The 24,464-nt window shown below is 67.5% G+C and carries 23 protein-coding genes and 2 tRNA genes; 9 read left to right on the top strand and 16 right to left on the bottom strand.

The features are described 5' to 3' along the window. Position 1: 1 nt before the first annotated feature. Positions 2 to 565: an elongation factor P gene (gene efp / locus D893_RS07805; RefSeq protein WP_019589311.1), complete on the bottom strand. Its 564-nt coding sequence runs from the start codon at positions 563 to 565 to the stop codon at positions 2 to 4. An 82-nt stretch (positions 566 to 647) separates the two neighbouring features. On the opposite strand from efp, the gene epmB reads away from it, so the two are divergent. From epmB to D893_RS07790, 3 genes are read left to right on the top strand one after another with little or no spacing between them, the layout of a single operon-like run. Beyond that, the gene (epmB, locus tag D893_RS07800; RefSeq protein ID WP_110619489.1) at positions 648 to 1,724 is read left to right on the top strand and encodes an EF-P beta-lysylation protein EpmB; all 1,077 of its coding nucleotides are present in this window, start codon (positions 648 to 650) and stop codon (positions 1,722 to 1,724) included. A 43-nt stretch (positions 1,725 to 1,767) separates the two neighbouring features. Next, positions 1,768 to 3,636: a hypothetical protein gene (locus tag D893_RS07795; RefSeq protein WP_110619488.1), complete on the top strand. Its 1,869-nt coding sequence runs from the start codon at positions 1,768 to 1,770 to the stop codon at positions 3,634 to 3,636. A gap of 18 nt (positions 3,637 to 3,654) precedes the next feature. Further along, positions 3,655 to 5,721: a GGDEF domain-containing phosphodiesterase gene (locus D893_RS07790; RefSeq protein WP_018946378.1), complete on the top strand. Its 2,067-nt coding sequence runs from the start codon at positions 3,655 to 3,657 to the stop codon at positions 5,719 to 5,721. Between the two features lie 24 nt (positions 5,722 to 5,745). Here D893_RS07790 and dnaJ read toward each other — a convergent pair whose 3' ends face one another. The 4 genes from dnaJ to hrcA all read right to left on the bottom strand — a co-directional run bounded on the left by dnaJ (position 5,746) and on the right by hrcA (position 10,861). Continuing rightward, positions 5,746 to 6,891 (bottom strand): molecular chaperone DnaJ, encoded by a 1,146-nt coding sequence (gene dnaJ / locus D893_RS07785; protein ID WP_018946379.1) that lies wholly within the window; start codon positions 6,889 to 6,891, stop codon positions 5,746 to 5,748. A gap of 136 nt (positions 6,892 to 7,027) precedes the next feature. Further along, entirely contained in the window at positions 7,028 to 8,962 is a 1,935-nt protein-coding gene (dnaK, locus tag D893_RS07780) for a molecular chaperone DnaK (RefSeq protein WP_018946380.1), read from the bottom strand. A gap of 159 nt (positions 8,963 to 9,121) precedes the next feature. Continuing rightward, positions 9,122 to 9,700 carry a nucleotide exchange factor GrpE gene (gene grpE, locus D893_RS07775; RefSeq protein WP_018946381.1) on the bottom strand — a complete coding sequence of 193 codons (579 nt, stop codon included), beginning with the start codon at positions 9,698 to 9,700 and terminating at the stop codon, positions 9,122 to 9,124. 99 nt (positions 9,701 to 9,799) lie between these two features. Beyond that, complete coding sequence (hrcA, locus tag D893_RS07770) at positions 9,800 to 10,861, bottom strand: heat-inducible transcriptional repressor HrcA (protein WP_018946382.1); 1,062 nt, start codon at positions 10,859 to 10,861, stop codon at positions 9,800 to 9,802. A gap of 115 nt (positions 10,862 to 10,976) precedes the next feature. On the opposite strand from hrcA, the gene D893_RS07765 reads away from it, so the two are divergent. Both D893_RS07765 and recN read left to right on the top strand, forming a co-directional pair. Next, positions 10,977 to 11,855: an NAD(+) kinase gene (locus D893_RS07765; protein ID WP_077243662.1), complete on the top strand. Its 879-nt coding sequence runs from the start codon at positions 10,977 to 10,979 to the stop codon at positions 11,853 to 11,855. 1 nt (position 11,856) lies between these two features. Beyond that, on the top strand, positions 11,857 to 13,521 hold the full coding sequence (gene recN / locus D893_RS07760; protein WP_110619487.1) for a DNA repair protein RecN: 1,665 nt from the start codon (positions 11,857 to 11,859) through the stop codon (positions 13,519 to 13,521). Positions 13,522 to 13,544: 23 nt separating this feature from the next. Here the strand turns inward: recN and fur are convergent, their stop codons facing one another. Then, complete coding sequence (gene fur, locus D893_RS07755; protein ID WP_018946385.1) at positions 13,545 to 13,970, bottom strand: ferric iron uptake transcriptional regulator; 426 nt, start codon at positions 13,968 to 13,970, stop codon at positions 13,545 to 13,547. Positions 13,971 to 14,071: 101 nt separating this feature from the next. Here fur and bamE point away from each other — a divergent pair, with 101 nt between their 5' ends. Then, positions 14,072 to 14,431 (top strand): outer membrane protein assembly factor BamE, encoded by a 360-nt coding sequence (gene bamE, locus D893_RS07750; RefSeq protein WP_018869993.1) that lies wholly within the window; start codon positions 14,072 to 14,074, stop codon positions 14,429 to 14,431. Positions 14,432 to 14,459: 28 nt separating this feature from the next. On the opposite strand, the gene D893_RS07745 is transcribed toward bamE, so the two are convergent. From D893_RS07745 to D893_RS07735, 3 genes are read right to left on the bottom strand one after another with little or no spacing between them, the layout of a single operon-like run. Then, positions 14,460 to 14,789, bottom strand: coding sequence for an RnfH family protein (locus tag D893_RS07745; RefSeq protein WP_019589306.1), 330 nt, complete (start codon positions 14,787 to 14,789; stop codon positions 14,460 to 14,462). Beyond that, positions 14,782 to 15,222: a type II toxin-antitoxin system RatA family toxin gene (locus D893_RS07740; RefSeq protein WP_018946387.1), complete on the bottom strand. Its 441-nt coding sequence runs from the start codon at positions 15,220 to 15,222 to the stop codon at positions 14,782 to 14,784. Before D893_RS07740 ends, D893_RS07745 begins: the two co-directional genes overlap by 8 nt. After that, positions 15,222 to 16,580 carry a sodium-dependent transporter gene (locus D893_RS07735; protein ID WP_018946388.1) on the bottom strand — a complete coding sequence of 453 codons (1,359 nt, stop codon included), beginning with the start codon at positions 16,578 to 16,580 and terminating at the stop codon, positions 15,222 to 15,224. The genes D893_RS07740 and D893_RS07735 overlap by 1 nt, the downstream gene beginning before the upstream one ends. A 110-nt stretch (positions 16,581 to 16,690) precedes the next feature. On the opposite strand from D893_RS07735, the gene smpB reads away from it, so the two are divergent. Continuing rightward, positions 16,691 to 17,170: an SsrA-binding protein SmpB gene (gene smpB, locus D893_RS07730; protein ID WP_024328995.1), complete on the top strand. Its 480-nt coding sequence runs from the start codon at positions 16,691 to 16,693 to the stop codon at positions 17,168 to 17,170. Positions 17,171 to 17,177: 7 nt separating this feature from the next. Here the strand turns inward: smpB and dnaQ are convergent, their stop codons facing one another. Genes dnaQ through D893_RS07715 form a run of 3 tightly spaced genes read right to left on the bottom strand, consistent with a single transcriptional unit; the run spans position 17,178 to position 19,060 of the window. Then, positions 17,178 to 17,894 (bottom strand): DNA polymerase III subunit epsilon, encoded by a 717-nt coding sequence (gene dnaQ / locus D893_RS07725; protein WP_018946390.1) that lies wholly within the window; start codon positions 17,892 to 17,894, stop codon positions 17,178 to 17,180. A 37-nt stretch (positions 17,895 to 17,931) separates the two neighbouring features. Continuing rightward, positions 17,932 to 18,393 carry a ribonuclease HI gene (gene rnhA / locus D893_RS07720; protein ID WP_018946391.1) on the bottom strand — a complete coding sequence of 154 codons (462 nt, stop codon included), beginning with the start codon at positions 18,391 to 18,393 and terminating at the stop codon, positions 17,932 to 17,934. Further along, the gene (locus D893_RS07715; RefSeq protein WP_018870000.1) at positions 18,386 to 19,060 is read right to left on the bottom strand and encodes a hypothetical protein; all 675 of its coding nucleotides are present in this window, start codon (positions 19,058 to 19,060) and stop codon (positions 18,386 to 18,388) included. Before D893_RS07715 ends, rnhA begins: the two co-directional genes overlap by 8 nt. 91 nt (positions 19,061 to 19,151) lie before the next feature. On the opposite strand from D893_RS07715, the gene D893_RS07710 reads away from it, so the two are divergent. Further along, positions 19,152 to 20,744 carry a LysM peptidoglycan-binding domain-containing protein gene (locus tag D893_RS07710; protein WP_168409934.1) on the top strand — a complete coding sequence of 531 codons (1,593 nt, stop codon included), beginning with the start codon at positions 19,152 to 19,154 and terminating at the stop codon, positions 20,742 to 20,744. Between the two features lie 88 nt (positions 20,745 to 20,832). Further along, positions 20,833 to 21,633, top strand: coding sequence for an enoyl-ACP reductase (locus tag D893_RS07705; protein ID WP_018870002.1), 801 nt, complete (start codon positions 20,833 to 20,835; stop codon positions 21,631 to 21,633). Positions 21,634 to 21,741: 108 nt separating this feature from the next. Here the strand turns inward: D893_RS07705 and D893_RS07700 are convergent, their stop codons facing one another. The 4 genes from D893_RS07700 to D893_RS07685 form a co-directional block, all read right to left on the bottom strand. Further along, positions 21,742 to 23,631 (bottom strand): SurA N-terminal domain-containing protein, encoded by a 1,890-nt coding sequence (locus tag D893_RS07700; protein WP_110619485.1) that lies wholly within the window; start codon positions 23,629 to 23,631, stop codon positions 21,742 to 21,744. A gap of 118 nt (positions 23,632 to 23,749) precedes the next feature. Then, positions 23,750 to 23,826, bottom strand: a tRNA-Asp gene (locus tag D893_RS07695). Positions 23,827 to 23,866: 40 nt separating this feature from the next. Further along, positions 23,867 to 23,942 (bottom strand) — tRNA-Val (locus D893_RS07690). A gap of 11 nt (positions 23,943 to 23,953) precedes the next feature. Further along, positions 23,954 to 24,241: an HU family DNA-binding protein gene (locus D893_RS07685; protein ID WP_255349426.1), complete on the bottom strand. Its 288-nt coding sequence runs from the start codon at positions 24,239 to 24,241 to the stop codon at positions 23,954 to 23,956. Positions 24,242 to 24,464 lie beyond the last annotated feature (223 nt).

Here is a 24,464-nt window from a genome sequence, read left to right as displayed (position 1 = left end):
ATCAGACGCGCGAGACGTATTCACCCTTGCGGGTGTCCACCTTGATGGTTTCACCCTCCTCGACGAACAGCGGCACCTTGACCACCGCGCCGGTCTCCAGCGTGGCCGGCTTGGTCCCGCCCTGGGCGGTGTCGCCGCGGATGCCCGGGTCGCACTGGGTGATCTGCAGCTCGACGAAGGACGGCGCCTCCACCGACAGCGGCTCGCCGTTCCACAGGGTCACGGTGCACATGTCCTGTTCCTTCAGCCACTGGTCGGAGCCGTTGAGCGCGGCCTTGCTCACCGCATACTGCTCGAAGCTCTCCGGGGTCATGAAGTGCCAGAACTCGCCGTCGTTGTAGAGATACTGCATCTCGGTCTCGAGCACGTCGGCGGCCTCCACCGACTCGCCCGACTTGAAGGTCTTCTCCACCACGCGCCCGGTGCGCAGGTTGCGCAGCTTCACGCGGTTGAAGGCCTGCCCCTTGCCCGGCTTGACGAACTCGTTCTCCACGATCGACATCGGATCGCCGTCCAGCAGGAGTTTGAGACCGCCCTTGAATTCGTTGGTACTGTAGGTTGCCATTGCGCGTAGTCCTCGAGGGTTTCCAGCCAGTTCTTCCAGCCGTTCAAACAACGCGGGCCGGCCGTCCCGCCGGGAACCGACCATGCCCAAAAATCCGATCATGATAACGCGTACGCCGCCGGCAACCCATACGCCCCCCTGGCAGCGCGCGCTGGCCACCGCAATCCGCGACCCGGCCACCCTCGCCCGGCGCCTGTCCCTCGCCCCGGAGCACCTGCCCGGGATGCACGCCGGCCACGCAAGTTTCCCGATCCGCGTGCCCGAGAGCTGGCTCGCACGCATCGCGCCCGGCGACCCGGCGGACCCCCTGCTGCGCCAGGTGCTTCCGCTGGCGGAGGAGGCCGACGAGGTGCCCGGCTTCGTCGCCGACCCGGTCGGCGACCATGACGCGCTGGCGGCTCCGGGCGTGGTGCACAAGTACGCCGGACGCGCCCTGCTGCTGACCACCGGGGCCTGCGCCATCCACTGTCGCTACTGCTTCCGCCGCGAATTCGACTACGCCGACCACAACCCGGCGCGCGACGACTGGGGCCCGGCGCTGGACTATCTCGCGGCGCACCCCGACATCCACGAGGTCATCCTCAGCGGTGGCGATCCCCTGAGCCAGTCCGACACCCGGCTGGCGCGTCTGGTAGCGCGTCTGGAAGCCATTCCTCACGTCGAACGCCTGCGCATCCACACTCGGCTCCCGGTGGTGTTGCCGGAGCGGGTGGACGACGCCCTGCTGGACTGGCTGGGCCGGGGACGCCTGCAGCACGTGCTGGTGCTGCATGCCAACCACCCGCGTGAATTCGCGGCCCCCGCCGATCGCGCCCTGGAACGCCTGCGGGCGAGCGGCATCGCCCTCCTCAACCAGGCCGTACTGCTCGCCGGCGTCAACGACGACGCCGACACCCTGGTCGACCTGCAGGAAACCGGGTTCCGCCACGGCGTGCTGCCCTACTATCTGCACTGCCTCGATCGCACCCGCGGCACCGCGCACTTCGAGGTACCTCCGGACCGCGCCGCCGCCATTTACCGAGAAATGCACCGCCGACTCCCGGGCTACCTGCTGCCGCGCCGGGTGCGCGAAATCGCCGGCGAACCGGGCAAAACCCCGATCGCCGGAATACCGGCTGACGGCGAAACGTCATTCCCCGACTTTTACCCCGACTTTTGATCGGGTACCTTCTGGGGATATCCCACTATTGCCGGAACAGGCCATGATCGATTCGGATGCCGTCTTTCCACCCCTGCCCGAGACCGAACCCGAGCCGGAGGGTTTCCCGCCGCACACGGTCAGGGCCCTGCGTACGTGGTGCGAAGATCTGCCCCGCGCCGACCGCGAGGCGGCCATCGAAAAGCTCTGCGCCGTTCTCGGCTCCCTCAACCGGGTCGCGCTCAAGCCCGGCGTGCGGGACGAACTAGCAGACCTCATCGAAGAACATCTGCTGCCGCTGATCCCGGAAGTCGAACGCGGCCTGCGTCGCCGGCCGCTGCCTCTGGCCAACCGCAGTCTGCATCGTGCCCGGATCTTCGGCGACGCCCTGCGCGAACTGGCCAACATGCACCTTCTGCTGACCCCGGTCAGCGTGCCCAGCAACAAGGCATCGCGCGAAAAGGCCGTTCCCCACCTGCAGGCCGCCGTGGATGCCCTGGCCGCGCTGGCCATCCATCACTGGCGCCTGTACCAGCCGCTGCCGCGGGGGCTGTGGCGACAGATCTACGGCCTGCTGTTCTTCGCTCGTGAGCTGGGCGTGGATCAGCAAAAAGCGCTGCGCCGGGAGGCCATCAGCCCGCTGGGCCCCGACACCATCGACGCCACCACGGCACGCCTGTTCGTGCTGGGCAGCACCGGCGTCAACGCGCTGGAGATCGGCGACATCGACCTCCTGGCACGCTGGATCGCCGAGCTCCCGGTGCACGGCAGCGCGACCCCGAATCCGGAGGAGCACCCGGATCTTCCGGTGCTGCGCGCGGACCTCGATACCGATCACCCGCCCGGCCTCGTACTGCGCAACCTGCCGGCCGGAGAAAACAGCACGCATGTCGAACTCGGCCCCCTGCTCGAAGCCCTGCGCAACCAGCCCGAATCGCTGGACCCCGCACGCCGGGCCGACGGTCGCACTCTGGCCGAGCGCATGCTGCGCCTGTGGTTGCGCCTGCCCACCCGCCGCCACTCGCGCGAAAGCGTCAACGAACAACGCTACTGCCTGTTCGGCCTGACCCGCATCCAGGCCTACATGCAGGCGGCACTGGACAGCCGGCAGGGCCCTGCCCGGCCGGCACCCACCGATACGGCGACAACCGAGGCCCCGCAAGACGACGACGTTCATCCCGATGGACGACCGGCCACGGTTAACGTGATTCAGATGTCGGATGCTGCGCGCGCCGACAGCGGACTGAGCCTCAGTGACGGCCACCGTTCCACGGAGCCCGACGACGATCCGCACCCCCTGGCCGACCAGGGTACCGACCGGGCCGGCCACGCCTGGGAGGACGTTGGCCGGGGCCTGGAAATCGCAGACCACGAAGAGCCAAAGGCCCCGATCGTCAAGCGCCAGCAGCCGGAGCACTGGCAGGTCGAGGACATCGGCGCCGGCGGTGTCCGCCTGCGCCTGCAGAATCCGCAGCAGACACTGTTGATCGGGGATCTGGTCGGACTGCGCGAACAGGACCCCGGTCAGATCGGGTGGACCGTGGGCGTGCTGCGCTGGATCCGCTTCGAAACCGACGACGAGATCAGCATCGGCGTGGAATATCTCGCCCAGCGCTGCATGCCGGTCCTGGTCCAGCTGTATCGCGCCGGCCGTGCCGTGCGCGAGCCACGACCGGGGCTGTTCGCGCCGGTCCGCATCGGTCAGGAGGGGGCGGCACTTATGCTGCCGGCACAGGAACTGGATCACGAACAGCGCCTCGTGGTCTGGCTCAACGGCCGCGCACGCGTGCTGGCTCTGGACGCAGAGCGCACGGGCACTACACTGTTCACGGAAGTCGGCTGCCGCATGACCGATATCGAGCTGGACGAGGCCCCGACGGACGAACCGGGAACCCCGGATGCGGGAGATGCGCTCTCCCTGGACCCGCATTAACCGAGTGCCCCCACTTCCATGATCGAATCCATTCGCGTCCTCTTCGTGACCGCCAATCCCAACCTGGCGGAACAGGTCATCAGCAGCATCCGGTCCCGCGGGTGCGCGGTGCGCCCGGAACAGGTCGATGACGGCGAGGGTCTGACCACGGCGCTGCGGGAAACCCGCTTCGAGGTCGTCGTCTTCACCGAACCTGGTCTCAATCTGGCGCGCAGCGACGTGGATGCGGCCCTGCAGGCCAGTGGCCGCCGCACCCCCCTGGTCCTGATGACGGAACGCCCGGAGGAGGAACGCCTGCCCGACTACGAGGCCGGTGTATTCGCCGTGGTGGACCATCAGCTGGTGGAGCTCACCGCGATCCTGACCCTGCGTGCGGCCGACTCGCTGCATTTGCGACAGCAGATCAAGCGCATGGAGAACTCGCTGCAGGAGTCCGAGCGGCGCAGCCAGCTGCTGCTGGACAACTCGCGCGACGCCATCGCCTACATCCATGACGGCATGCATGTGTACGCCAACGCCTCCTGGCGCGAACGCTTCGGCGTTGACGATCCCGACGACATCGAGGGTCTGCCGCTGATGGATCTGGTCGCGCCGGACAGCCGCGACGACCTCAAGCGCTTCCTGCGCAGCTACCAGGAGGGCAGCGAGGAGGCCATGGCGCAACATTTCCAGTTACGCACGCTGGACGGCGAGGCCTTCGAGGCGGAGCTGCACCTGTCCTCCACGACCGTGGAAGGCGAGGCCGCGACCCAGGTCCAGCTCAGCTCCGGCGAAGACAAGGAGCTGGCGCAGAAGATCGATTATCTGTCACAGCGCGACCTGGTCACCGGCCTGTACAACCGGCAGTACTTCCAGGACGCCATCGAAACCACGCGCACGCGGGCCGCGGAAACCGAAAAGCCCTTCGCCCTGCTGACCGTGGCGGTGGACCATTTCCCCGAAATCCGCGCCAACGCCGGGATGTCCGGGGCCGACCTGATGCTGGCCGACGTCGGCCAGATCATCGAGAGCCATTTCCCGGAAACCGCGGTGATCGCACGGCTGGAGGCCGAACGCTTCGGTGTGCTGCTGCCCGAAGCCCAGCAGGCCGCCGCAGAAGAACGCCTGAATGCGCTGCAGGAGGCCATCGCCTCGCGGGTGTTCGAGGTGGGCACGCTGTCCACCCACGGCAGCGTTTCGGCCGGCGGGGTCATCGCCGACGAGACCGCGCCGGACACCGAGGAACTGCTGGCGCAGACCGACCGTGCACTGGAAGACGCGGTGAAGGCCGGTGGCGGCACCCATCGCTTCTACCGCCCCGCCGAGGGCGAGCTGACCCAGGCGCAGCTGGATCAGCAATGGAAGAACCGCATCCTCGAGGCGCTGGAAGAGAACCGTCTGGAGCTGCGCTATCAGCCGGTGGTCAACCTGCACGGCGCCGACCGGCCGCGCTACAGCGTGTTCGTACGCCTGCTGGACGCCGACGGCACGGTACACGAGCCAGTGGAATTCCTGCCCAGCGCCGAACGCACCGAGGTGGCGACCCGGATCGACCGCTGGATCCTGCGCCATGCCCTGGCGGTGCTGGCCCGGCAGCTGAAGAAGGACTCGCGCACGCAGTTCTTCCTCAAGCTGACCAACGGTTCGCTGGGCGACCCGTCCGTCCTGACCTGGCTGAACGACGACCTGCACGCCCTGCGCATCCCCGCGGACAACGTGGTGGTGGAACTCAAGGAACCGACCATCGTCACCCATCTCAAGCCGGCGATGAACGTGGGCCGCGGGCTGAAGGAAATGCACAGTCACCTGTGCGTGGACGATTTCGGCAACGGCCTCAAGCCGTTCCAGCTGCTGCAACACCTGGATGCCGACCACATCAAGCTGGACGCCTCGTTCGTCAAGAACCTCGCCGAAAGCGAGGAAAACCAGGAGACGATCCGCGAATATACCGAGGCCGCCCACGCCAAGGGCAAGCAGGTCATCGTCCCGCACATCGAGGACGCCTCCGCGCTTGCCGTGCTGTACGGCCTCAACGTCAACCTGGTGCAGGGCTTCTTCCTGCAGGCCCCGATGCCCGAGCCGGACTTCGACTTCGAGTCCGTCTGAGGCAATCGGGGCCGGCTCGCGCCCCTATTTCGACCAGAACTTCAGGTCGTCGAAGAACGAGCGCACCCCGTCGAAGAAGGAGTGTTCCTTGGGGCTGTGCTTGGTGCCGCCGGCCCGGGTCTCTTCTTCGAATTCCTGCAGCAGTTCCTTCTGCCGTTTGGTCAGGTTAACCGGCGTCTCCACCACCACGCGGCAGATCAGATCGCCCACGCCGCCACCGTGCACCGATTTCACGCCCTTGCCGCTGACGCGGAACTGCTTGCCGCTCTGGGTCTCCGGCGGGATCTTGAGGTTCACGCGGCCGTCCAGCGCCGGCACCTCCAGCTCGCCGCCCAGAGCGGCGGTGGCGAAGGAGATCGGGACCTCACAGTGCAGGTCGTTGCCGTCACGCCGGAACAACTGATGCGGCTTGACCCGCACCTGCACGTAGAGATCCCCCGGCGGGCCCCCGTTGAGTCCGGCCTCGCCCTGCCCGGACAGGCGGATGCGGTCGCCGGTGTCCACTCCGGCAGGCACCTTGACATCCAGGGTGCTCTGTTCCTGCACCCGGCCCTGGCCGCCGCAGGCCTTGCAGGGCGTGGGGATGATGCGCCCGCTGCCATGACAGCGGGGGCAGCTCTGCTGCACCGAGAAAAAGCCCTGCTGGATACGGACCTGACCCATGCCGTTACAGGTGGGACAGGTCTCGGTGGAGGTCCCCGGCTCGGCCCCCGATCCGTCACAGACTTCGCAGGTGCTGGTCGTCGGGATCCGGATCTGCACCTCGGTCCCGAACACCGCCTCCTCCAGCGTCAGCTCCAGGTTGTACTGCAGGTCCGAACCGCGGTAAGCCCGCTGCCCGCCGCGACCGCCGCCGCCACCGAAGATGTCGCCGAAGATATCCTCGAAGATGTCGCTGAAGTTGGACCCTCCGGCACCGCCGCCGAAGCCGCCGGCGGCCGAGCCGTCCACACCGGCGTGGCCGTAACGGTCGTAGGCCGCCCGTTTCTGATCGTCGCTCAGGACGTCGTGGGCCTCGCGGGCCTCCTTGAAACGGGCCTCGGCATCCTCATCCCCGGGGTTGCGGTCGGGGTGATACTTCATCGCCAGACGGCGAAAGGCCTTCTTGATGTCGGCGGCGGAGGCGTCCTTCGACACCCCCAGCACCTCGTAGTAATCGCGTTTTGCCATGATCGTTTTCCTGCGGATAGTCCGGGGCGTTCAGCCGTTGCCGGGAACGAAAGCGCCCGGGTTCGCGTGCGCGGGCCCGGGCGTGGTGGCTGGCAAGGGGGGGCCGACCGGCGCGTGGCCGGCCGGCCACGGCGGATCAGCCGTTCTTCTTGTCGTTGTCGTCGACTTCCTCGAACTCGGCGTCGACCACGTCGTCACCTTGCTGCTGGCCGCCGGCTTCCCCGCCGGCATCGTCCCCGGCGGCATCGCCGCCCTGCTGCGCGTAGGCCTTCTCGGCGATCTTGCCGGAGGCTTCGGCCAGCTTCTGGGTGGTCTGTTCGATGGCTTCGGCATCGTCACCTTCCATCGCGGTCTTGACCTCGCTCACCGCCGACTCGATCTCGGAGCGTTCCTCGTCGGAGACCTGATCGCCCAGATCACTGAGCGACTTCTCCGCGGAGTGCACCATCGCATCGGCCTGGTTGCGCGCCTGCACCAGCTGCTGGAACTTCTTGTCCTCTTCGGCATGGGCCTCGGCATCCTTGACCATCTGCTCGACTTCGTCCTCGGACAGGCCGGAGGAGGCCTTGATGACGATCTTGTTCTCCTTGCCGGTCGCCTTGTCCTTGGCCGAGACGTTCAGGATGCCGTTGGAGTCGATGTCGAAGGTGACCTCGATCTGCGGCACGCCACGCGGCGCGGCCGGGATGTCCTGCAGGTCGAAGCGGCCCAGCGACTTGTTGGCGCTGGCCATGTCGCGCTCACCCTGCAGCACGTGCACGGTCACCGCGGTCTGGTTGTCCTCGGCGGTGGAGAACACCTGCTGCGCCCGGGTCGGGATGGTGGTGTTCTTCTCGATCAGCTTGGTCATCACGCCGCCCATGGTCTCGATGCCCAGCGACAGCGGGGTCACGTCCAGCAGCAGCACGTCCTTGACGTCGCCACCCAGCACGCCGGCCTGCACCGCGGCGCCGACCGCGACCGCCTCGTCCGGGTTCACGTCCTTGCGTGCATCCTTGCCGAAGAAGCCGGAGACCGCTTCCTGCACCTTGGGCATGCGGGTCTGACCGCCGACCAGGATCACGTCGTCCACCTCGGAGGCGGACAGGCCGGCGTCCTTCAGGGCGACCTTGCAGGGCTCGATGGAGCGCTGGATCAGGTCCTCGACCAGGCTCTCCAGCTTGGCCCGGGTGACCTTGATCGCCAGGTGCTTGGGCCCGGTATTGTCGGCCGTGATGTACGGCAGGTTGACCTCGGTCTGCTGCGCGGAGGACAGCTCGATCTTCGCCTTCTCGGCGGCTTCCTTCACGCGCTGCATGGCCAGCGGATCGCCCTTGATGTCGATGCCCTGGTCCTTCTTGAACTCGTCGGCCAGGTAGTCGATCAGGCGGTTGTCGAAGTCCTCGCCACCGAGGAAGGTATCGCCGTTGGTCGCCAGCACCTCGAACTGGTGCTCGCCATCCACCTCGGCGATCTCGATGATCGAGATGTCGAAGGTACCGCCACCCAGGTCGTACACCGCGATCTTGCGGTCACCGCGCTGCTTGTCCATGCCGTAGGCCAGCGAGGCGGCCGTCGGCTCGTTGATGATGCGCTTGACCTCCAGCCCGGCGATCTTGCCGGCGTCCTTGGTCGCCTGGCGCTGCGAGTCGTTGAAGTAGGCCGGCACGGTGATGACCGCTTCGGTCACCTCTTCCCCGAGGTAATCCTCGGCGGTCTTCTTCATCTTCTGCAGCACGCGCGCGGAGATCTCCGGCGGGGCCATCTTCTTGCCCTGCGCCTCGACCCAGGCATCGCCGTTGTCGGCCTTGACGATGCTGTAGGACACCAGATCGATGTCCTTCTGCACTTCGCCTTCGTCGAACTTGCGGCCGATCAGACGCTTGGCCGCGAAGATCGTGTTCTGCGGGTTGGTCACCGCCTGGCGCTTGGCCGCCTGGCCGACGAGCACCTCGCCGTCTTCACTGAAGGCGACGATGGACGGCGTGGTGCGCGCGCCCTCGGCGTTCTCGATGACCTTGGCCTGGTCGCCTTCCATCACGGCGACGCAGGAGTTGGTGGTCCCGAGGTCGATTCCGATCATCTTGCCCATGGCTGAATTCTCCTGAAATTGAAAGTTCGCGGGACAGGGGGAACCCTGCCCGTTTGTCCGGTGATCTGGGGGCCGTGACGGTCTTTTCAACCGCCGCGGACAAAAAATCGTTGTCGAGCCGCCACGCCCGGGACGCTCGCCACCGGGCGCGAAGGGCGATCAGGCGTTCTCGTCGATGCCAGGGGAGCTGGGAGCCCTGGAAACCATGACCATCGCCGGACGCAGGACCCGGTCCTGCAGCATGTAGCCCTTCTGCATGGTCGCGACCACGGTGTTCGGCGGCTGCTCGGGATCCTCCTGCATCGACATCGCCTGATGGCGCTCCGGATCGAAACGCTCGCCGGTGGGCTCCTCGGCCTGGATGCCGAACTTGTCGAAGACCTTGTGCAGGTTCTTGAGGGTCAGGTCCACGCCCTCGATGACGCGGTCCACGTCCTGCGACTCGCGCGCGGCCTGCAGCCCCATCTCCAGGGAATCACAGACCTCCAGCATCTCGGAGGCGAATTTCTCCATCGCATACTTGTGCGCGTTCTCCAGCTCGCGTTCGAAGCGCCGGCGCTGGTTCTCCAGCTCGGCCTGCGCGCGCAGGGCCTGGTCGCGCCGCTCCTCGGCCAGCGCCTCCAGCTCCTGGATGCGATCGGCCTCGCCGGCCGCCGCGGCCGCTTCCTGTTCCTCGGGGGAGGGCGACTCCTGCGCTTCGTTTTCGGGGGTTTCCCGGGATTCCGGCTGTTCGGACATGCTTCCCTCGCGTTCGTATCGAGTGTTGTTCGGACGGGCGCCGCCTGTCGCCGGCGCACAAGCAGGAAGGCGGGGCTCGCGGCCCCGCCTTCGCGGTGTTTACTGGGAGTCTGGGGATTCCCCGCGCACATTCAAGGCCGAGCCCAGCAATCGGGCGGTGACGTCCACGATGGGGACGACCCGGTCGTAGGACATGCGTGTCGGACCGATCACACCCAGCACGCCCACGACCTCGCCATCCACGCTGTAGGGGGCGGTCACCACCGAGCAGTTCTCGAACCAGTCAAGACCGGACTCGCGGCCGATGAAGATCTGCACCCGGTCCCCGCGGATGCACTGGTCCAGGATACCGAGGATCTCGCGCTTCTCGTTGAACGCTTCCAGCAGCTGCCGCAGGCGCTCCATGTCCGCGAGCTCCTCGTAACCCAGCAGCTGGGTCTGACCGGCCACCACCACGTCGTCGGGGTCCTCGTCGCCCAGCGCCTGTTCGCCCAGGTCGATGGCAGCCAGCATCTGCACGTCCAGGTCGTCGCGCACCTCGCGCATTTCCCGCAGGAGTTCGGCGCGCACCGTATGCAGGCTCTTCCCCGCGAGATGCGCGTTGAGATAATTGGCCATGCGCTGCAGGTCGTCCTGACTGAAGTCCCGCTCCAGTTCGAGGACGCGATTCTGCACCTCGCGGCCGTCGATCACCAGGATCGCCAGCACCCGGCCCTCGCCCAGGCGCAGGAATTCGATCTGCGACAACGCGACGTTGCGATGCCGTGGCAGCCGCACCATCCCGGCCATGCGCGTCACCTGGGACAGCACGCTGCTGGCGCTGTCCAGCAGGTCCTGGGTGGAGGCGCCGGGATCGAAGCGCGATTCGATCGCATCGATCTGCTCGCGACTGGGCTTGCGCACCTCCAGCAGGCTGTCGACGAACAGCCGGTAGCCGGCGGTGGTCGGAACCCGCCCGGCCGAGGTGTGCGGCGCCTGGATCAGGCCACGATCCTCGAGATCGGCCATCACGTTGCGCACCGTCGCGGCGCTCACCTTGAGGCCCGATGCGCGCGCGAGGTTGCGGGACCCCACCGGCTGACCGTCGCTGATATAGCTCTCGATCAGCGTCCGCAGCAGGGTCCGCTCGCGGGAATCGAGCTGGATCGACGAGTCATTCATGCTGGTATCAGCGCTCCTTCCGGACGAGTGCCACAACCGTCCAAGTTTTCGGGGGCGTTGCGCCAGCGTCAAGCGGCTGGATGCAGGACCACCCCGTTTTCCGGATAATGCCGGCATGATGCCAGAGTTCAAGACCGTCGGCCTGATCGGCAAGGCCAACGACCCGCGCACCGCTCCGCTGGTGGACCGGCTGGTGCAGCTGCTGTGCGAGCGCGAGCGACACATACTGATGGAGGCCGACATCGAGGGTTTCCAGCGCCCGGCCGATGTACCGATCCGGCCGGTCGGCGAGCTGGCGCGCGAAGCCGACCTGCTGATCGTGATCGGCGGCGACGGCACCCTGCTGGCGACCGCCCGGGTCACCGCCGGGATCGGCACGCCGCTGCTGGGGATCAATCTCGGCCGCCTGGGCTTCCTGGTCGACGTATCCCCCGATACCGCGCCGGAGGAACTGGGGGAGGTCCTGGACGGCGCCTACGTGCTGGAACCGCGCTCCATGCTGGAGGCCGAAGTGGTGCGCGACGGCGTGACCGTGCACACCGGGGTCGCGGTCAACGACGCCGTGCTGCACGTACTCAGCGTGGTGCGCATCATCGAGTTCGACACCACCATCGATGGCGTGGACGTCGGGCGCCTGCGTGCCGACGGACTGGTGGTTGCCACGCCCACCGGCTCCACCGCCTACGCCCTGTCGGCCGGCGGCCCCATCCTCACCCCGCAGATGGACGGCATGGTGATCGTCCCGGTCGCGCCGCACAGCCTGAACCACCGCCCGCTGGTGGTGGGCGGTGATTCGGTCATCGAGATCCAGCTGTCCCCCGACAGCCGCTCGCCGGCACAGGTCGCGCTGGACGGTCAGGAGAACGTCGACTTCGGGCCCGGCGACCGCCTGCGCATCCGCCGCCGCGAATACGGCATGACCCTGATCCACCCGCACAATCACCAGTTCCTGCGCATGCTGCGTTCCAAGCTGCGCTGGGGAGAACAGCCCTGACATGCTGCGCCTGATCCACATCCGCGATTTCGCCATCGTCGACGAACTCGAACTCGAGCTCGACGACGGCCTCAACGCCCTGACCGGCGAGACCGGCGCCGGCAAGTCCATCCTGGTCGACGTGGTCGGCCTGCTGCTGGGCGACCGGGCCGACGCTTCCATGGTGCGCGAGGGCGCCGAACAGGCGGAACTGGGGGCCGAATGCGAACTCCCGGACAACAGCCCGGCGCATGCCTGGCTCGCCGAGGCCGGCCTGGCCGGCGAGGACGGCGACCCGCTCCTGCTGCGGCGCGTGCTCACGCGCCAGGGCAAGAGCCGCGCCTGGATCAACGGGCGCCCCGCGACCGTCACCCAGCTGCGGGAACTGGGCCAGTGGCTGGTCGACATCCACGGGCAGCATGCCCATCAGCAGCTGCTCGGGCGCGATACCCAGCGGGCCTGGCTCGACGGCTTTGTCGAGGCGCCCCTGCGCCACGCAGTCACCACGGCTTTCCAGCAATGGCGCGAGGCCCGCAGCGCCCTGGAAAAGGCCCGCGCGGAACTGGCCGAGGCCGGCGACCGGCTGGACCTGCTGCGCTTTCAGACCGGCGAACTGGCCGAACTGGCGCCGGAGCCCGACGAATACCCCGAGCTATCCACCGAACAGAGCCGGCTGGCGCACGGCACCGAGGTCCTGCAGGCCCTCCAGGCCGCCGACGACACCATCGGCGAGGACAACGGGCTGGATGCCCTCCTCGGCCAGATGCTGCACCGGCTGCAGGAGGCGGCCCGCCATGACGACCGCCTGCAGCCCGGGATCGAGCTGCTGGAATCGGCCCGCATCCAGATCGACGAGGCCGGAGACACCCTGCGCCGGCTGGCCGAGGACATCGACCCCGACCCGCAGCGCCTGGCGGAACTGGATGCGCGACTGGGGGAGTACCTGCGTCTGGCGCGCAAGCACCGGATGGAACCGGAGGAACTGCCCGGGCTGCAACGGCGTCTGATGGACGAACTGGAGCGTCTGGAATCCGGAGACCGCACGGTAGAAGAACTGGAAACCCGGGCCGCACAGACGCGTTCCGCGCTGGAGGACGCCGCGGCGGAACTCACCCGCGCACGCGAACAGGCCGCGCGGCGCATCGAGACCGCTGTCACCGAAACCATGCAGGAACTGGGCATGGCCGGCGGGCGCTTCGAGATCGCCGTGGAACCCGACGACGAACCCCGCGCCCACGGCGCCGACCGGGTGGAATTCCGCGTCGCCGCCAACCCCGGCCAGACCCCGCAGCCACTGGCCCGGGTGGCATCGGGCGGCGAACTGTCACGTATCGGCCTGGCCCTGCAGGTGCTCGCGAGCCAGCAGCAGACCGTGCCCACCCTGATCTTCGACGAGGTCGATTCGGGCATCAGCGGCGCGGTGGCCGAGGTCGTCGGGCGCAAGCTGCGGCGACTGGGGGAACGCCATCAGGTGCTGTGCGTCACCCACCTCGCGCAGGTCGCCGCGCAGGCCCATCATCAGCTGGAAGTGGCCAAGACCACGGCCGAGGATCACACCTGCACTGGCATCCGCCGCCTGGATCACGAGGACCGGGTGGACGCCCTGGCCCGTCTGATCGGCGGCAGCGCCCTCACCGAGAGCAGTCGCGCCCACGCACGGGAGCTGCTGGAAACGCCCGGCGATTGATCCCCGCTCCCGGGGGAGAAGGTTCAGGCGGGGCGGCGAGGGCAGGCCTCGTCGCTGCAGTCGCCGTACAACACCAGGGCATGATCCCGGATCGAAAACCCATGGTCACTGGCGATCTTCTGCTGGCGCTGCTCGATGGTCTCGTCGTAGAACTCCTCGACCCGCCCGCACTGGTTGCAGACGATGTGGTCGTGATGACCGCCACGCTCCAGCTCGAATACCGCCTGATTGCCTTCCAGATGCAGCCGGCACACCAGGCCCGCGGCCTCGAACTGGGTGAGCACGCGATACACCGTGGCCAGGCCGATCTCCTCGCCGGAATCCAGCAGCTCGCGGTAGATCGCCTCGGCCGTGAGGTGCCGCGTCTCCGACTGATCCAGGATCTCCAGGATCTTCATCCGCGGCAGCGTGACTTTCAGACCGGCCTTCTTGAGATTGCTCGTTTCCATGCACGATCCCTGCATCGCGTCGGGCTCCGGGCATTGAGAGCCACCGGATGCTTTGGTGTACCATGCGCGTTTCCAGACTCGTTCAAGGTCCCGCGCGCTCGATGTACAAGATTCTCATTACTATCGCGGTCGCCGCAAGCACGCTTACCGCGTGCAGTGGCTTTAACCAGTTCCGTCTCGACGTGCAGCAGGGCAACGTGATCGACGCCACCGACGTGGCGCGCGTCCAGCCCGGCATGACGCCCGGCCAGGTGCGTTTCCTGCTGGGGACGCCGCAACTGGACGCGGCCTTCAAGAGCGAGGACCGCTGGGACTATGTCTATTACCGGCGTCCGGGGATCGGCCCCACCGAACGCCAGCGCGTGAGCGTGTATTTCCAGGACGGCGTGGTCGCCTACATCGACTCCGACGTGCCGCAGCCGGTCGCCCTGGAGGACCACCCGGTGGACATGGACGACTGAGGGAGACGGGCGGGCCGCGTCACCGGGGTCACGCCTCCCCGCCCTTTTCTTTCGTCTTGCCCTTGCCGGCACGCTGGCGCCGCACCTCTTTCGGGTCGGCGATCAGCGGGCGGTAGATCTCCACCCGGTCGCGCGGCCGCAGCACGGTATCGCGGCGGGTAATCTTGCCGAAGATGCCGACCTTCGCATTGTCCAGATCGATCTCCGGAAACTGCCGGTCGATCTCGGACTGGCGCAGCGCCTGCTCCACGGTCGTTCCGGGCGAGACCTCCAGCGACAGGATCACCTGACGGTCGGGCCGCGCATAGGCGACCTCGACCGTCATCGGCCCCTCGCCACCATCGTCTGCCTCAGCCATTCCCGTGCACCTCCTGCGCCCGGCGGACAAAGGCGTCCACCAGGGAGTTGGCGATCTGGTGGAACACCGGACCGATGGCGAACGACATCAGCCGGCTGGCGAATTCGAATTCCAGCTCCAGCGAGATACGCGTGCCGCCGCCCTCCAGCTCGGTGAAGCGCCAGGTACCGTGCAGGCGCTGGAACGGCCCCTTCACCAGACGGATGTCGATGGACTCCGGCCGCCGCAGCGTGTTGCGGGTGGTGAAGGACTTGTGCAGCGCCCCCTTGGCAAGCTCGATGGTGCCCTCCACCTGGGTCTCGGTCCGGTTGCGTGCGGACGCGCTGCGACAGCCCGGCAGGAATTCCGGGTAGGCGTCGATGTCGTCCACCAGGTCGAACATCTGTTCGCGCGAATGCGGTACGTCGGCCGAACGCTGGATCTTCGAGCCCATCAGATCAGCTCCACCGCACGCAGGAACACCAGCAGGATCGCGACCGGCGCGACGAAACGCACCAGGAAGTACCACAGCCCGAACAGCGCCGGGGAGCGCATCGCCAGCTCCGCACTCACCGACCCGCGAGTCATGCGCCAGCCGGCGAACACGGCAATCAGGAATCCGCCCAGCGGCAGCAGGATGTTCGCGGTCAGGTAGTCGAGGAAATCGAGTACGCCCATGTCGAACAGGGTGTAGTCCGACCAGACGTTGAGCGACAGCAGCGCGGCGAGCCCCAGAGTCCATGCCGCGATCGCCAGCACCGTGGTCGCGGCCACCCGCGTCATGCCCACGGTTTCCACCAGCCAGGCCACGGCCGGCTCGGCGATCGAGATCGCCGAGGTCCAGGCCGCGAAACTCAACAGGATGAAGAACACCGTGCCGAAGATCAGCCCGCCGGGCATCTCGCCGAAGGCCAGCGGCAGGGTCACGAAGATCAGCCCCGGCCCCTCGCCCGGCGACAGTCCGGCGCCCAGCACGATCGGGAAGATCGCCAGCCCGGCCACGATCGCGACCAGGGTATCCGCCCCCACGACCACCCCGGCGGTGCGCGGGATGGAGGCGTCGCTCTGCAGATAGCTGCCGTAGATCATGATCGCGCCCATGCCCAGGCTCAGGGTAAAGAAGGCCTGCCCCATGGCCAGCAGCACCGCGTTGGCGGACAGCTCCGAGAAGTCCGGCGCCAGCATGAACGCCAGGCCCTCGGCGAAGTTCCCCTGCACCACCGCGTAGCCGACCATCACCAGCAGCATCACGAACAGCAGCGGCATGAGGATGGTCACGGCCTTCTCCAGCCCCGACTGCACCCCGCGCGCGACCACAATGCCCACCATCACCATGAAGATGGTGTGCCAGGCCAGCAGCGCCTCGGGGGAGGCCAGCATGCCGTCGAACATCGCCTCGGAGCCCCCGGCGTCCAGGCCGACAAAGCCACCCGCCCCGCTCTTGAAGATGTACGACAGGGCCCAGCCCGCGACCACCGAGTAGAACGACAGGATCAGGAAACCGGTCACCACGCCGATCCAGCCGATGGACGACCAGCCGGCCGACACCCCTTCCTCGCGCGACAGGCTGGTCATGGTGTTGATCGGCGACTGCCGCCCGCGACGGCCCAGCATGATCTCGGCGATCATCACCGGCAGGCCAATGAGCAATATGCAGCCCAGGTACACCAGCACGAAGGCGCCACCGCCGTTCTCGCCGGCGATGTAGGGGAAACGCCAGATATTCCCGAGCCCGACGGCCGAGCCCGTCGCCGCGAGGATGAAGGCCAGACGGGTGGTCCATTGACCATGGATCGATGCGGTGGGTGGCATGCGGATCTCCGTGTTTTTGCCCGTGGATTGTGAGCCAAGGCCGGCCGGCACTCAACTGAGTGCCGGTCCATGGATGCCCGACGTTGACGCCTGGAGTACACTCCGCCCCCATGGGCAAGAAGAAGAAAACCGCCGGGGACGGCTCCAGTACCATCGCGCTCAACCGCCGCGCGCGTCACGACTACCACATCGAGGACCGGCTGGAAGCCGGGCTGGCCCTCGAGGGCTGGGAGGTCAAGTCGCTGCGGGCCGGCCGCGCACAGATCAGCGAGGCCTATGTCCTGCTGCGCAACGGCGAGGCATACCTGTTCGGCGCCCATTTCACTCCGTTGCCCACCGCCTCCACGCACATCAATCCGGATCCGAGCCGCACGCGCAAGCTCCTGCTGCACCGCTCCGAGATCAACCGACTGATCGGTGCGGTGGAACGCCGCGGCTTCACCCTGGTCCCGCTGGCCCTGTACTGGAAACGCGGTCGGGCCAAAGTGGAGATCGGCCTGGCCAAGGGCAAAAAGTCCTACGACAAGCGCGCCGACAAGAAGGAAAAGGACTGGCAGCGCGAACGCGCGCGCATCATGAAGAACGGCTGACGCGGCCTCACTCGCGGGCCGCGCGCCAGCGGCAGGCACCCCCGGCCGCCTCGTCCAGCACCGCCAGCAGCTCGGCATGGGCGGCCGCCTCCTCCGCCGACGGCTCCACGACCGGCAGGGGCTGCCCCGACCGCCGCGCCCGCGCCGGCGCCTGATCCCCCGCATCCTGCTCGCTGTCGCTGTCCAGGGTCAGGCTCACCTGCCCGCCGGTCATCGCCAGGTAGACATCGGCGAGCAGCTCCGCGTCCAGCAGCGCGCCGTGCAGCGTCCGGTCCGAGGCATCCACCCCGTAACGCTTGCACAGCGCGTCCAGCGAATTGCGGCTGCCCGGATGCATGCGCCGCGCCAGCACCAGCGAATCCAGCACCCCGCAGATCTCGCCGATGGAGCCCGCCGGCGCCTGCTCGCCCAGCAGCGCCAGCTCGTGATCGAGGAAGCCGATGTCGAACGGGGCGTTGTGAATCACCAGTTCCGCCCCGCGCACGAACTCCACGAATTCCCCGGCCAGATCGGCGAAACGCGGCTTGTCCGCGAGAAACTCGTTGTCGATCCCGTGCACCGCCACCGCACCGGCATCGATCTCCCGGTCCGGCTGGATATAGTGATGCCACACCCGGCCGGTCGGCCGGCGATTGTCCACCTCCAGACAGCCGATCTCGATGATGCGGTGCCCGTCCGCCGGTTCCAGGCCGGTGGTCTCGGTGTCCAGCACGATCTGGCGCATGTTGCGTTCCCTTCAGTTCGGTCGTCCCGCGGATGGCTCAGCTGGCCGCCCCGCTCAGGAGTTCATCGATGCCGGCATTCGCCAGCTCGTCGGCGCGTTCGTTCTCCGGGTGCCCGCTGTGGCCGCGGACCCAGTACCACTCGATCGAATGGCGCGCCGCCTCGGCATCCAGGGCCTCCCAAAGATCCCGGTTCTTCACCGGCTGGCCGCTGGCCGAGCGCCAGTTGCGCCGTTTCCAGCCGGGCAGCCATTCGGTCACGCCCTGCTTCACGTACTTGGAATCGGTGACCAGCTCCACCCGGCAGGGCCGCTGCAGGGTCTCCAGCGCCCGGATGGCCGCGGTCAGCTCCATGCGGTTGTTGGTGGTCTCGGCCTCGCTGCCGTACAGCTCGCGCTCGTGCCCGCGGTAGCGCAGCACCGCCCCCCAGCCGCCGGGACCGGGGTTGCCGCGGCAGGCGCCGTCGGTATAGATGTACACCTGCTCGTCGTCGTCACTCATTGCCGTCCCTCGTTCGGCCGCGTTCGCCGGCGCATGATACGCGCGAAACGGCCGCGCCGGGAGCACCCGTCGGCGGCGCGAAGCGCAGCGCACGTGCCGGCCGCAGGGGCTCCTCCACCCGCTTGTGCGCGATGGTCAGGATGACCCCGGCCAGCGGGGGAAGTCCACGCAGAGCCCAGCGGTCCAGGCGTGCCAGCCGGCGCTGCCAGGCCACCGACAGGCCGGGCGGCAGCACGCTGAGGTTCCATTGCTCCAGCACTTCCAGGCCGGCGGCCGCCAGCATCCCGCGATAGCGTACGCTGCGCAGTCCCTCGGGCAGCGGGGACGGGCGCAGGCCGGCTTCCGGATCGCCGTGCAGCCGGTTGGCCTCCAGCATGAACAGATGCCCCTCGGGCTCCAGGACCCGGGCCGCCTCGTTGACCACCACCTGCGGCTCCGGACTCCAGCTGCAGGGATGGCCCAGCACGATGATCCGCGCCCCGGCGGATTCCAGCGCCCAGGCCTCCGGATCGATCCGGACCTGCGCCCCCGGATCCGCCACGCGCAGCACCCGTGCCTGATCCGGGGCGTCGGGATCCATCAACGGCGCCGGCGCCAGTTCCACCGCAACGTTCAACGGGCTCCCGGTCGCGTGGCGGCGCATGCGATCCAGCAGGCGCTCGCGCACCCGCTGGCCCTGAGGCTGGGCATACCACCGGGCGAGGCAATCGCGTGCCCGTGCTTGGTGCTCCGGGTTGGCTGGTTTATCCTTCGTCCCCATGAAACTTCGATGCCCCGCTGTCCCCGTTCGCCCGCTGGCCCTCGCCGTTACCGTGGCCCTGTTCTCCGGTTGTAGCCTACACGACCGCGAGCGGTCACTGGATACTGCCGACACCGGTGCCGGGAGTCCGGCCGAGGCGCGTACGCCACAGGCGCGCACCTACGACACCGAAGACGTCGAAGCCGCCATGCAGCGCCAGGCCGAGAAGGCGGAAAAGCGTGCCGCCGAAACCGACGACCTGTGGGAACGTGCCCGGCTGAACTACGGTTTCAGCGACGAACTCGACCACGATCGCGTCCAGCGTTATCTCGACCATTATCGCGATCAGCCGCGGATCATCGAACTCTCCACGCGGCGGGCCGAACCCTTCGCCTATTTTATCCTGTCGGAGCTCGAGGCTCGCGACATGCCGGCGGAACTCCTGCTGCTTCCCATCGTGGAGAGCGGCTATGCCCCGGAAGCCACCTCCAGCGGACGTGCCGCCGGGATCTGGCAGTTCATACCGTCCACCGGGGATCATTTCGACCTGCACCGCGACGACTGGTACGACGGCCGGCGCGATGTCTACCAGTCGACCCTGGCGGCACTCGACTATCTCGAATACCTGCATTCCCGCTTCGACGACTGGTACCTCGCCCTGGCCGCCTACAACTGGGGCCAGGGGAACGTCCGCCGGGCGATGGAGGCCAATGCCGCGCAGGGCCGCGACACCGACTACTGGAGCCTCGACCTGCCGGCCGAACCGCATGCCTACGTTCCCCGCCTGCTGGCCCTGCGCGAGCTGTTCCGCGCGCCGGATGAACACGGCGTGACCCTGACCCCCGTGGCCAACGAACCGGCGCTCGAGATCGTCCGCCCGGAACGTCAGGCGGATCTGGCCCTGGTCGCGGACATGGCCGATCTGGACCGCGCCGAGCTGGAACGCCTGAACCCCGGCTACCACCGGCACGCCACGCACCCCGAACATGCGCGGCACCTGTTCGTGCCGGCCGAAGCCGCGGACCGTCTGGAAACCGCGCTGGCGGAACACGGCGACGATCCGCTGCTGCGTTTCCGCGAATACACCGTGCGCGCGGGCGACAACCTCGGCCGTATCGCACGCGACGCCGGTACCGAGGTCGCGGTCGTACGGCAGATGAACGATCTCAATGGCGACCTGATTCGCGCGGGCCAGACCCTGCGCCTGCCGGTGGGCGGGGACGACGCCGGGGCCGCCACGGCCGTCGCCGAGGCCGGCGATGCGGATTCACTGACGGAATACGAAGTCCGCCGCGGCGACAGCCTCTGGACCATCAGCCAGTCCACCGGCATGAGCCTGAGCGAACTGCGCCGGGTCAACGACCTCAGGCGCGACACCACCCTGCAGCCCGGGGATGTACTCCAGGTCGCGGCGGCACACGGCGATGAAGGCACGGTGCACTACGAGGTCCGCCCGGGGGATTCGCTGTCCGGCATCGCCCGGCGCTTCGAGGTCTCGGTGGAAGACGTGCGGCGCTGGAACGGCCTTAACGGGGACCGCATCCGCGCCGGCGAGACCCTGGTCCTGCACATCGATCACGACGACGCGACCGTCGCCCGCGTGGACACCTGACGCGCTGGCCCGACCCGGGGCACATCGGTATGATCCCGGAAACACGCGTCCGCGACGCCAATCGCATCAAACCAGCAAGGAGAGTTTCATGGGCTTTCTCACCGGCAAGCGCGCCCTGGTCGTCGGGGTCGCCAGCAACCGTTCCATCGCCTATGGCATCGCCGCGGCGCTGCACCGGGAGGGCGCGGAGCTGGCCTTCACCTATCAGAACGAACGGATGCGCGACCGCGTGGAAAAACTGGTCGCCGATTTCGACTCGGACATCCTGATCCCCTGCAACGTCGAGAGTGACGAAGAGATCGAACAGGTCTTCGAACACCTGGACGACTACTGGGACGGCGTCGACATTCTGGTTCACTCCGTGGCCTATGCGCCCAAGGAGGAACTGGACGGCGATTTCCTCGACAACATGACCCGCGACGGCTTCCGCACCGCGCATGATGTCAGCTCCTACTCGCTGGCGGCCTTCGCCAAGGCCGGACGCGCGATGATGAAGGATCGCGATGCCTCTATCCTGACGCTCAGCTACCTGGGCGCCCAGCGATCCATGCCCAACTACAACGTGATGGGTCTGGCGAAGGCGAGCCTCGAAGCGAATGTCCGCTATCTGGCCTACACCCTCGGGCCGGAGGGCACCCGCGTGAACGCCGTCTCCGCCGGTCCCATCCGCACCCTCGCGGCATCCGGGATCGGGGATTTCAAGCGCATCCTCGACCATGTCGAGAGCAACGCCCCGCTGCGGCGCAACGTCACCATTGATCAGGTTGGCAATGCCGGGGCATTCCTGTGCTCCGACCTGGCTTCGGGAATCACCGGTGAGGTGATGTACGTCGACTCCGGTTACAACACCGTGGGCCTCGGCCAGCACGAGATCGGCCTGGACAGTTAGGCGGCCTGCCCGGCTGCCGGGTCTCTGAACCGAGAAAGGCCCGACCAGTCATCTGGCCGGGCCTTTTTTGTGCGCGGCCGGGCGGCCTGGTACCGCCCGACTCTTCCCCTACTCCAGGTTCTCCGGATAACGCTGGATATCCGCCTCGGCCTCCAGCCACGCCAGATAGGCACGCATCTCGGCACCGCCGTAGGCGTTGCGCAGCTGATCGCGGGCCTGCTGGCGCAGAGCCGGGTCCTCCTGCACGCCCCCGGCCTGCACCGCCTCCAGGGCCACCACGGCAAAGTCACCGCCGGACAGCGTCAGGCCCGCCAGCCGCGGCCCGTCCTCTTCGGGTGCGGCCAGACGGAACACCGGTGCCACCAGGCCGTCCGGCACGTCACCGTCGCGGGTATCCCGGCGCAGCTCGCGCGAGCGCGTCCAGCTGCCCTCGTCTTCGATGGCAGCCGCCCAGTCGTCAGCCTCGCGCAGGTCTTCCAGCAGGGCCTCGCCGGCTTCGCGCGCCGCGTCGGCGGCCGCTTCGGCCTGCAGCCGGGACCGAATCTCGTCCTCGACCTCGGCCAGCGGACGCAGCTCCGACTCTTCCCGTTCGGCCACGCGCAGCACGATCGTCGAGCCATCATCAAGATCCAGGGCATCGCTGTTCTCTCCGCGCTCGCGCACCCGCTCGCCGAAGGCCGCATCGCGCACGGAACGTGAGTCCGCGATGCCGCTGCCCGAGTCGCGGGTGAACCAGTCGGTCGTGCGGATCTCCAGCCCGGTCGCCTCGGCCGCGGGCTCCAGACTTTCCGGAAACTCGACGGTAAGCGACATCAAGTCGTCCAGTGCATCGATCTGCATCTGCTCGGCACGCCGGTCGCGCAGGTCGGATTCCACGTCGTCACGCACCTGCTCCAGCGGCTGTGCGCGGGCATCCTCGACCGCAGTCACCTGGATGATGTACCAGCCCTGATCGGTCCGCACCGGCTGGCTCACCATCCCCTCGGGCAGACTGAAGATCACCGTCTCCAGGGTCGACGATCCCAGATCCCCGCGGGCCAGCTCCCCCATGCGTCCGCCCCGCGGCGCGCTCAGGGAATCCTCGGAGTATTCCTCGGCAAGCTCCGCAAAATCCTCGCCGTCCTCGATACGCTGACGCAGCTCGCCAATCCGTGCCTCGGCGTCGTCCTCGTCCGCCAGACGAATGACCCGGACGTCACGCAGTTCCGGTTCCTCGTAACGCGACCGGTTGGCGCGGTAGTGCTCCTCGATGTCTTCCTCGCTCAGCTCGACGGCCTCTTCCAGCGATGCCGGATCGAGCTGAAGATACTCCACCCGCAGACGCTCTTCGGTCGTGAACTCCTCCGGATTCGCCTCGTAGTACGCCTCAACGGCGTCCTCGTCCACCACGCCGGGGCGATCGAAGTCTTCCGCCGCGAACACCCGCCAGCTCACCGTGCGCACCTGATTGCGCAGCGCGGCGTACTCGTCCACCAGGCCTTCGTCGAAGCGACCCGACTCCCGAATCCCGGTCTGGATCTGCGACATCACCAGCGAGCGACCGATGTCATCCTCGAAATCCGCGGGGCTGATGCGCTGAGCCGACAGCAGCTGGGAATAGCGCTCGGGACTGAACTGTCCGCCCTCCTGAAACACCGGCATCGCACGGATCTCGCGACGCACGGATTCGCTGGCGGCGGTAAACCCGAGATCATCGGCCGCCTGACGCAACAGGGTCTCGCGAATCAGGCTCTCCAGCGCCTGCAGCCGAATCCCCTCGTCGTCGAATTCGTCCGGGATCTCGCCGCCGAACATGCGGCGGAGTTCATCCCGCTGGGCACGCGCCTCCTGATGCACGGACCGGGTATCGATGTCCACGCCGTTGACCTCGGCAGCCACGATGTCGCCGGCTCCGCCGAAGTATTCGCCCACGCCCCACAGGGCGAAGGGGACCGCGATCAGGCCGATGATTACGTAGGCGAGCCAGCCGGTCGCCCGATCTCGAATTGCTTGCAGCATGCTGGTTTTGTCCGTTCGGGTTCAGCAGGGAAAACAGATCAATGGTAGCAGGCGCGTCCTCCGCCGTCTGTCGGACACACCAACAAAAAAGGCGCCCCGGAGGGCGCCTTTCGAAATATGGCGGAGCGGACGGGACTCGAACCCGCGACCCCCGGCGTGACAGGCCGGTATTCTAACCAACTGAACTACCGCTCCGTTTTCTTTTCAGCGCAGCCGCATCAAGCAGGTCTGCGCCTGGTGGGTGCTGACGGATTCGAACCGCCGACATTCGCCTTGTAAGGGCGACGCTCTACCAACTGAGCTAAGCACCCGGTAAAGCTCTTTAGTTTACCCGATCCTTCAACGCTTTGCCAGCCTTGAAACCGGGCGTTTTCGACGCGGCGATCTGAATCGTCTCGCCGGTGCGCGGGTTGCGCCCCGTGCGCGCCTCACGTTCGCGGACGAGGAACGTCCCGAAGCCAACCAATGATACCTGATCACCCTTGGCAAGGGAATCCCCGATTACGCTGACCATGGCATCGACCACCTTGCCGGCCTGAGCCTTGGGAACATCGGCTTCCGCGGCGATCGCGTCGATCAATTCGGATTTATTCATGAAACGGTTCCTTATCGTTTTGGTGACTCGGGCGTGCAGCCGGCAGAGCCAAGCTTACAACAATCCGGGCCGATGCCGCCACGGCCTGTGCAGGGAACGGGAATGGGTTCGACAGCCGGATCCGGACAATGCGATCAGGGTTATAGCAAGGCTGCGAAAATGGTGTCAAACGCCGGTCGCCGCTCCCTGCGACCGGCTCGACAAAAGCCCTCTCCCCCGGGCCCTCTCCCCCGGGTGT

The sequence above is a fragment of the Thioalkalivibrio sp. ALE21 genome (assembly GCF_003208255.1).
Classification (GTDB): Bacteria; Pseudomonadota; Gammaproteobacteria; order Ectothiorhodospirales; family Ectothiorhodospiraceae; genus Thioalkalivibrio; species Thioalkalivibrio halophilus.
The sequence above is the reverse complement of the archived record's forward strand: the minus strand, read 5'-3'. Positions and strand labels throughout refer to the sequence as shown.

What these genes read in the sequence shown, in the direction of transcription:
- grpE (WP_018946381.1), bottom strand. Translation starts at nt 9,700, where the DNA reads ATGTCCGAACAGCCGGAATCCCGGGAAACCCCCGAAAACGAAGCGCAG.
- D893_RS07765 (WP_077243662.1), top strand. Translation starts at nt 10,977, where the DNA reads ATGATGCCAGAGTTCAAGACCGTCGGCCTGATCGGCAAGGCCAACGAC.
- D893_RS07735 (WP_018946388.1), bottom strand. Translation starts at nt 16,580, where the DNA reads ATGCCACCCACCGCATCGATCCATGGTCAATGGACCACCCGTCTGGCC.
- bamE (WP_018869993.1), top strand. Translation starts at nt 14,072, where the DNA reads ATGTACAAGATTCTCATTACTATCGCGGTCGCCGCAAGCACGCTTACC.
- smpB (WP_024328995.1), top strand. Translation starts at nt 16,691, where the DNA reads ATGGGCAAGAAGAAGAAAACCGCCGGGGACGGCTCCAGTACCATCGCG.
- hrcA (WP_018946382.1), bottom strand. Translation starts at nt 10,861, where the DNA reads ATGAATGACTCGTCGATCCAGCTCGATTCCCGCGAGCGGACCCTGCTG.
- D893_RS07745 (WP_019589306.1), bottom strand. Translation starts at nt 14,789, where the DNA reads ATGGCTGAGGCAGACGATGGTGGCGAGGGGCCGATGACGGTCGAGGTC.
- dnaQ (WP_018946390.1), bottom strand. Translation starts at nt 17,894, where the DNA reads ATGCGCCAGATCGTGCTGGACACCGAGACCACCGGCCTGGAACCGGCG.
- D893_RS07790 (WP_018946378.1), top strand. Translation starts at nt 3,655, where the DNA reads ATGATCGAATCCATTCGCGTCCTCTTCGTGACCGCCAATCCCAACCTG.
- dnaK (WP_018946380.1), bottom strand. Translation starts at nt 8,962, where the DNA reads ATGGGCAAGATGATCGGAATCGACCTCGGGACCACCAACTCCTGCGTC.
- efp (WP_019589311.1), bottom strand. Translation starts at nt 565, where the DNA reads ATGGCAACCTACAGTACCAACGAATTCAAGGGCGGTCTCAAACTCCTG.
- D893_RS07700 (WP_110619485.1), bottom strand. Translation starts at nt 23,631, where the DNA reads ATGCTGCAAGCAATTCGAGATCGGGCGACCGGCTGGCTCGCCTACGTA.
- D893_RS07710 (WP_168409934.1), top strand. Translation starts at nt 19,152, where the DNA reads ATGAAACTTCGATGCCCCGCTGTCCCCGTTCGCCCGCTGGCCCTCGCC.
- fur (WP_018946385.1), bottom strand. Translation starts at nt 13,970, where the DNA reads ATGGAAACGAGCAATCTCAAGAAGGCCGGTCTGAAAGTCACGCTGCCG.
- recN (WP_110619487.1), top strand. Translation starts at nt 11,857, where the DNA reads ATGCTGCGCCTGATCCACATCCGCGATTTCGCCATCGTCGACGAACTC.
- D893_RS07705 (WP_018870002.1), top strand. Translation starts at nt 20,833, where the DNA reads ATGGGCTTTCTCACCGGCAAGCGCGCCCTGGTCGTCGGGGTCGCCAGC.
- rnhA (WP_018946391.1), bottom strand. Translation starts at nt 18,393, where the DNA reads ATGAGTGACGACGACGAGCAGGTGTACATCTATACCGACGGCGCCTGC.
- dnaJ (WP_018946379.1), bottom strand. Translation starts at nt 6,891, where the DNA reads ATGGCAAAACGCGATTACTACGAGGTGCTGGGGGTGTCGAAGGACGCC.
- D893_RS07740 (WP_018946387.1), bottom strand. Translation starts at nt 15,222, where the DNA reads ATGGGCTCGAAGATCCAGCGTTCGGCCGACGTACCGCATTCGCGCGAA.
- D893_RS07795 (WP_110619488.1), top strand. Translation starts at nt 1,768, where the DNA reads ATGATCGATTCGGATGCCGTCTTTCCACCCCTGCCCGAGACCGAACCC.
- epmB (WP_110619489.1), top strand. Translation starts at nt 648, where the DNA reads ATGCCCAAAAATCCGATCATGATAACGCGTACGCCGCCGGCAACCCAT.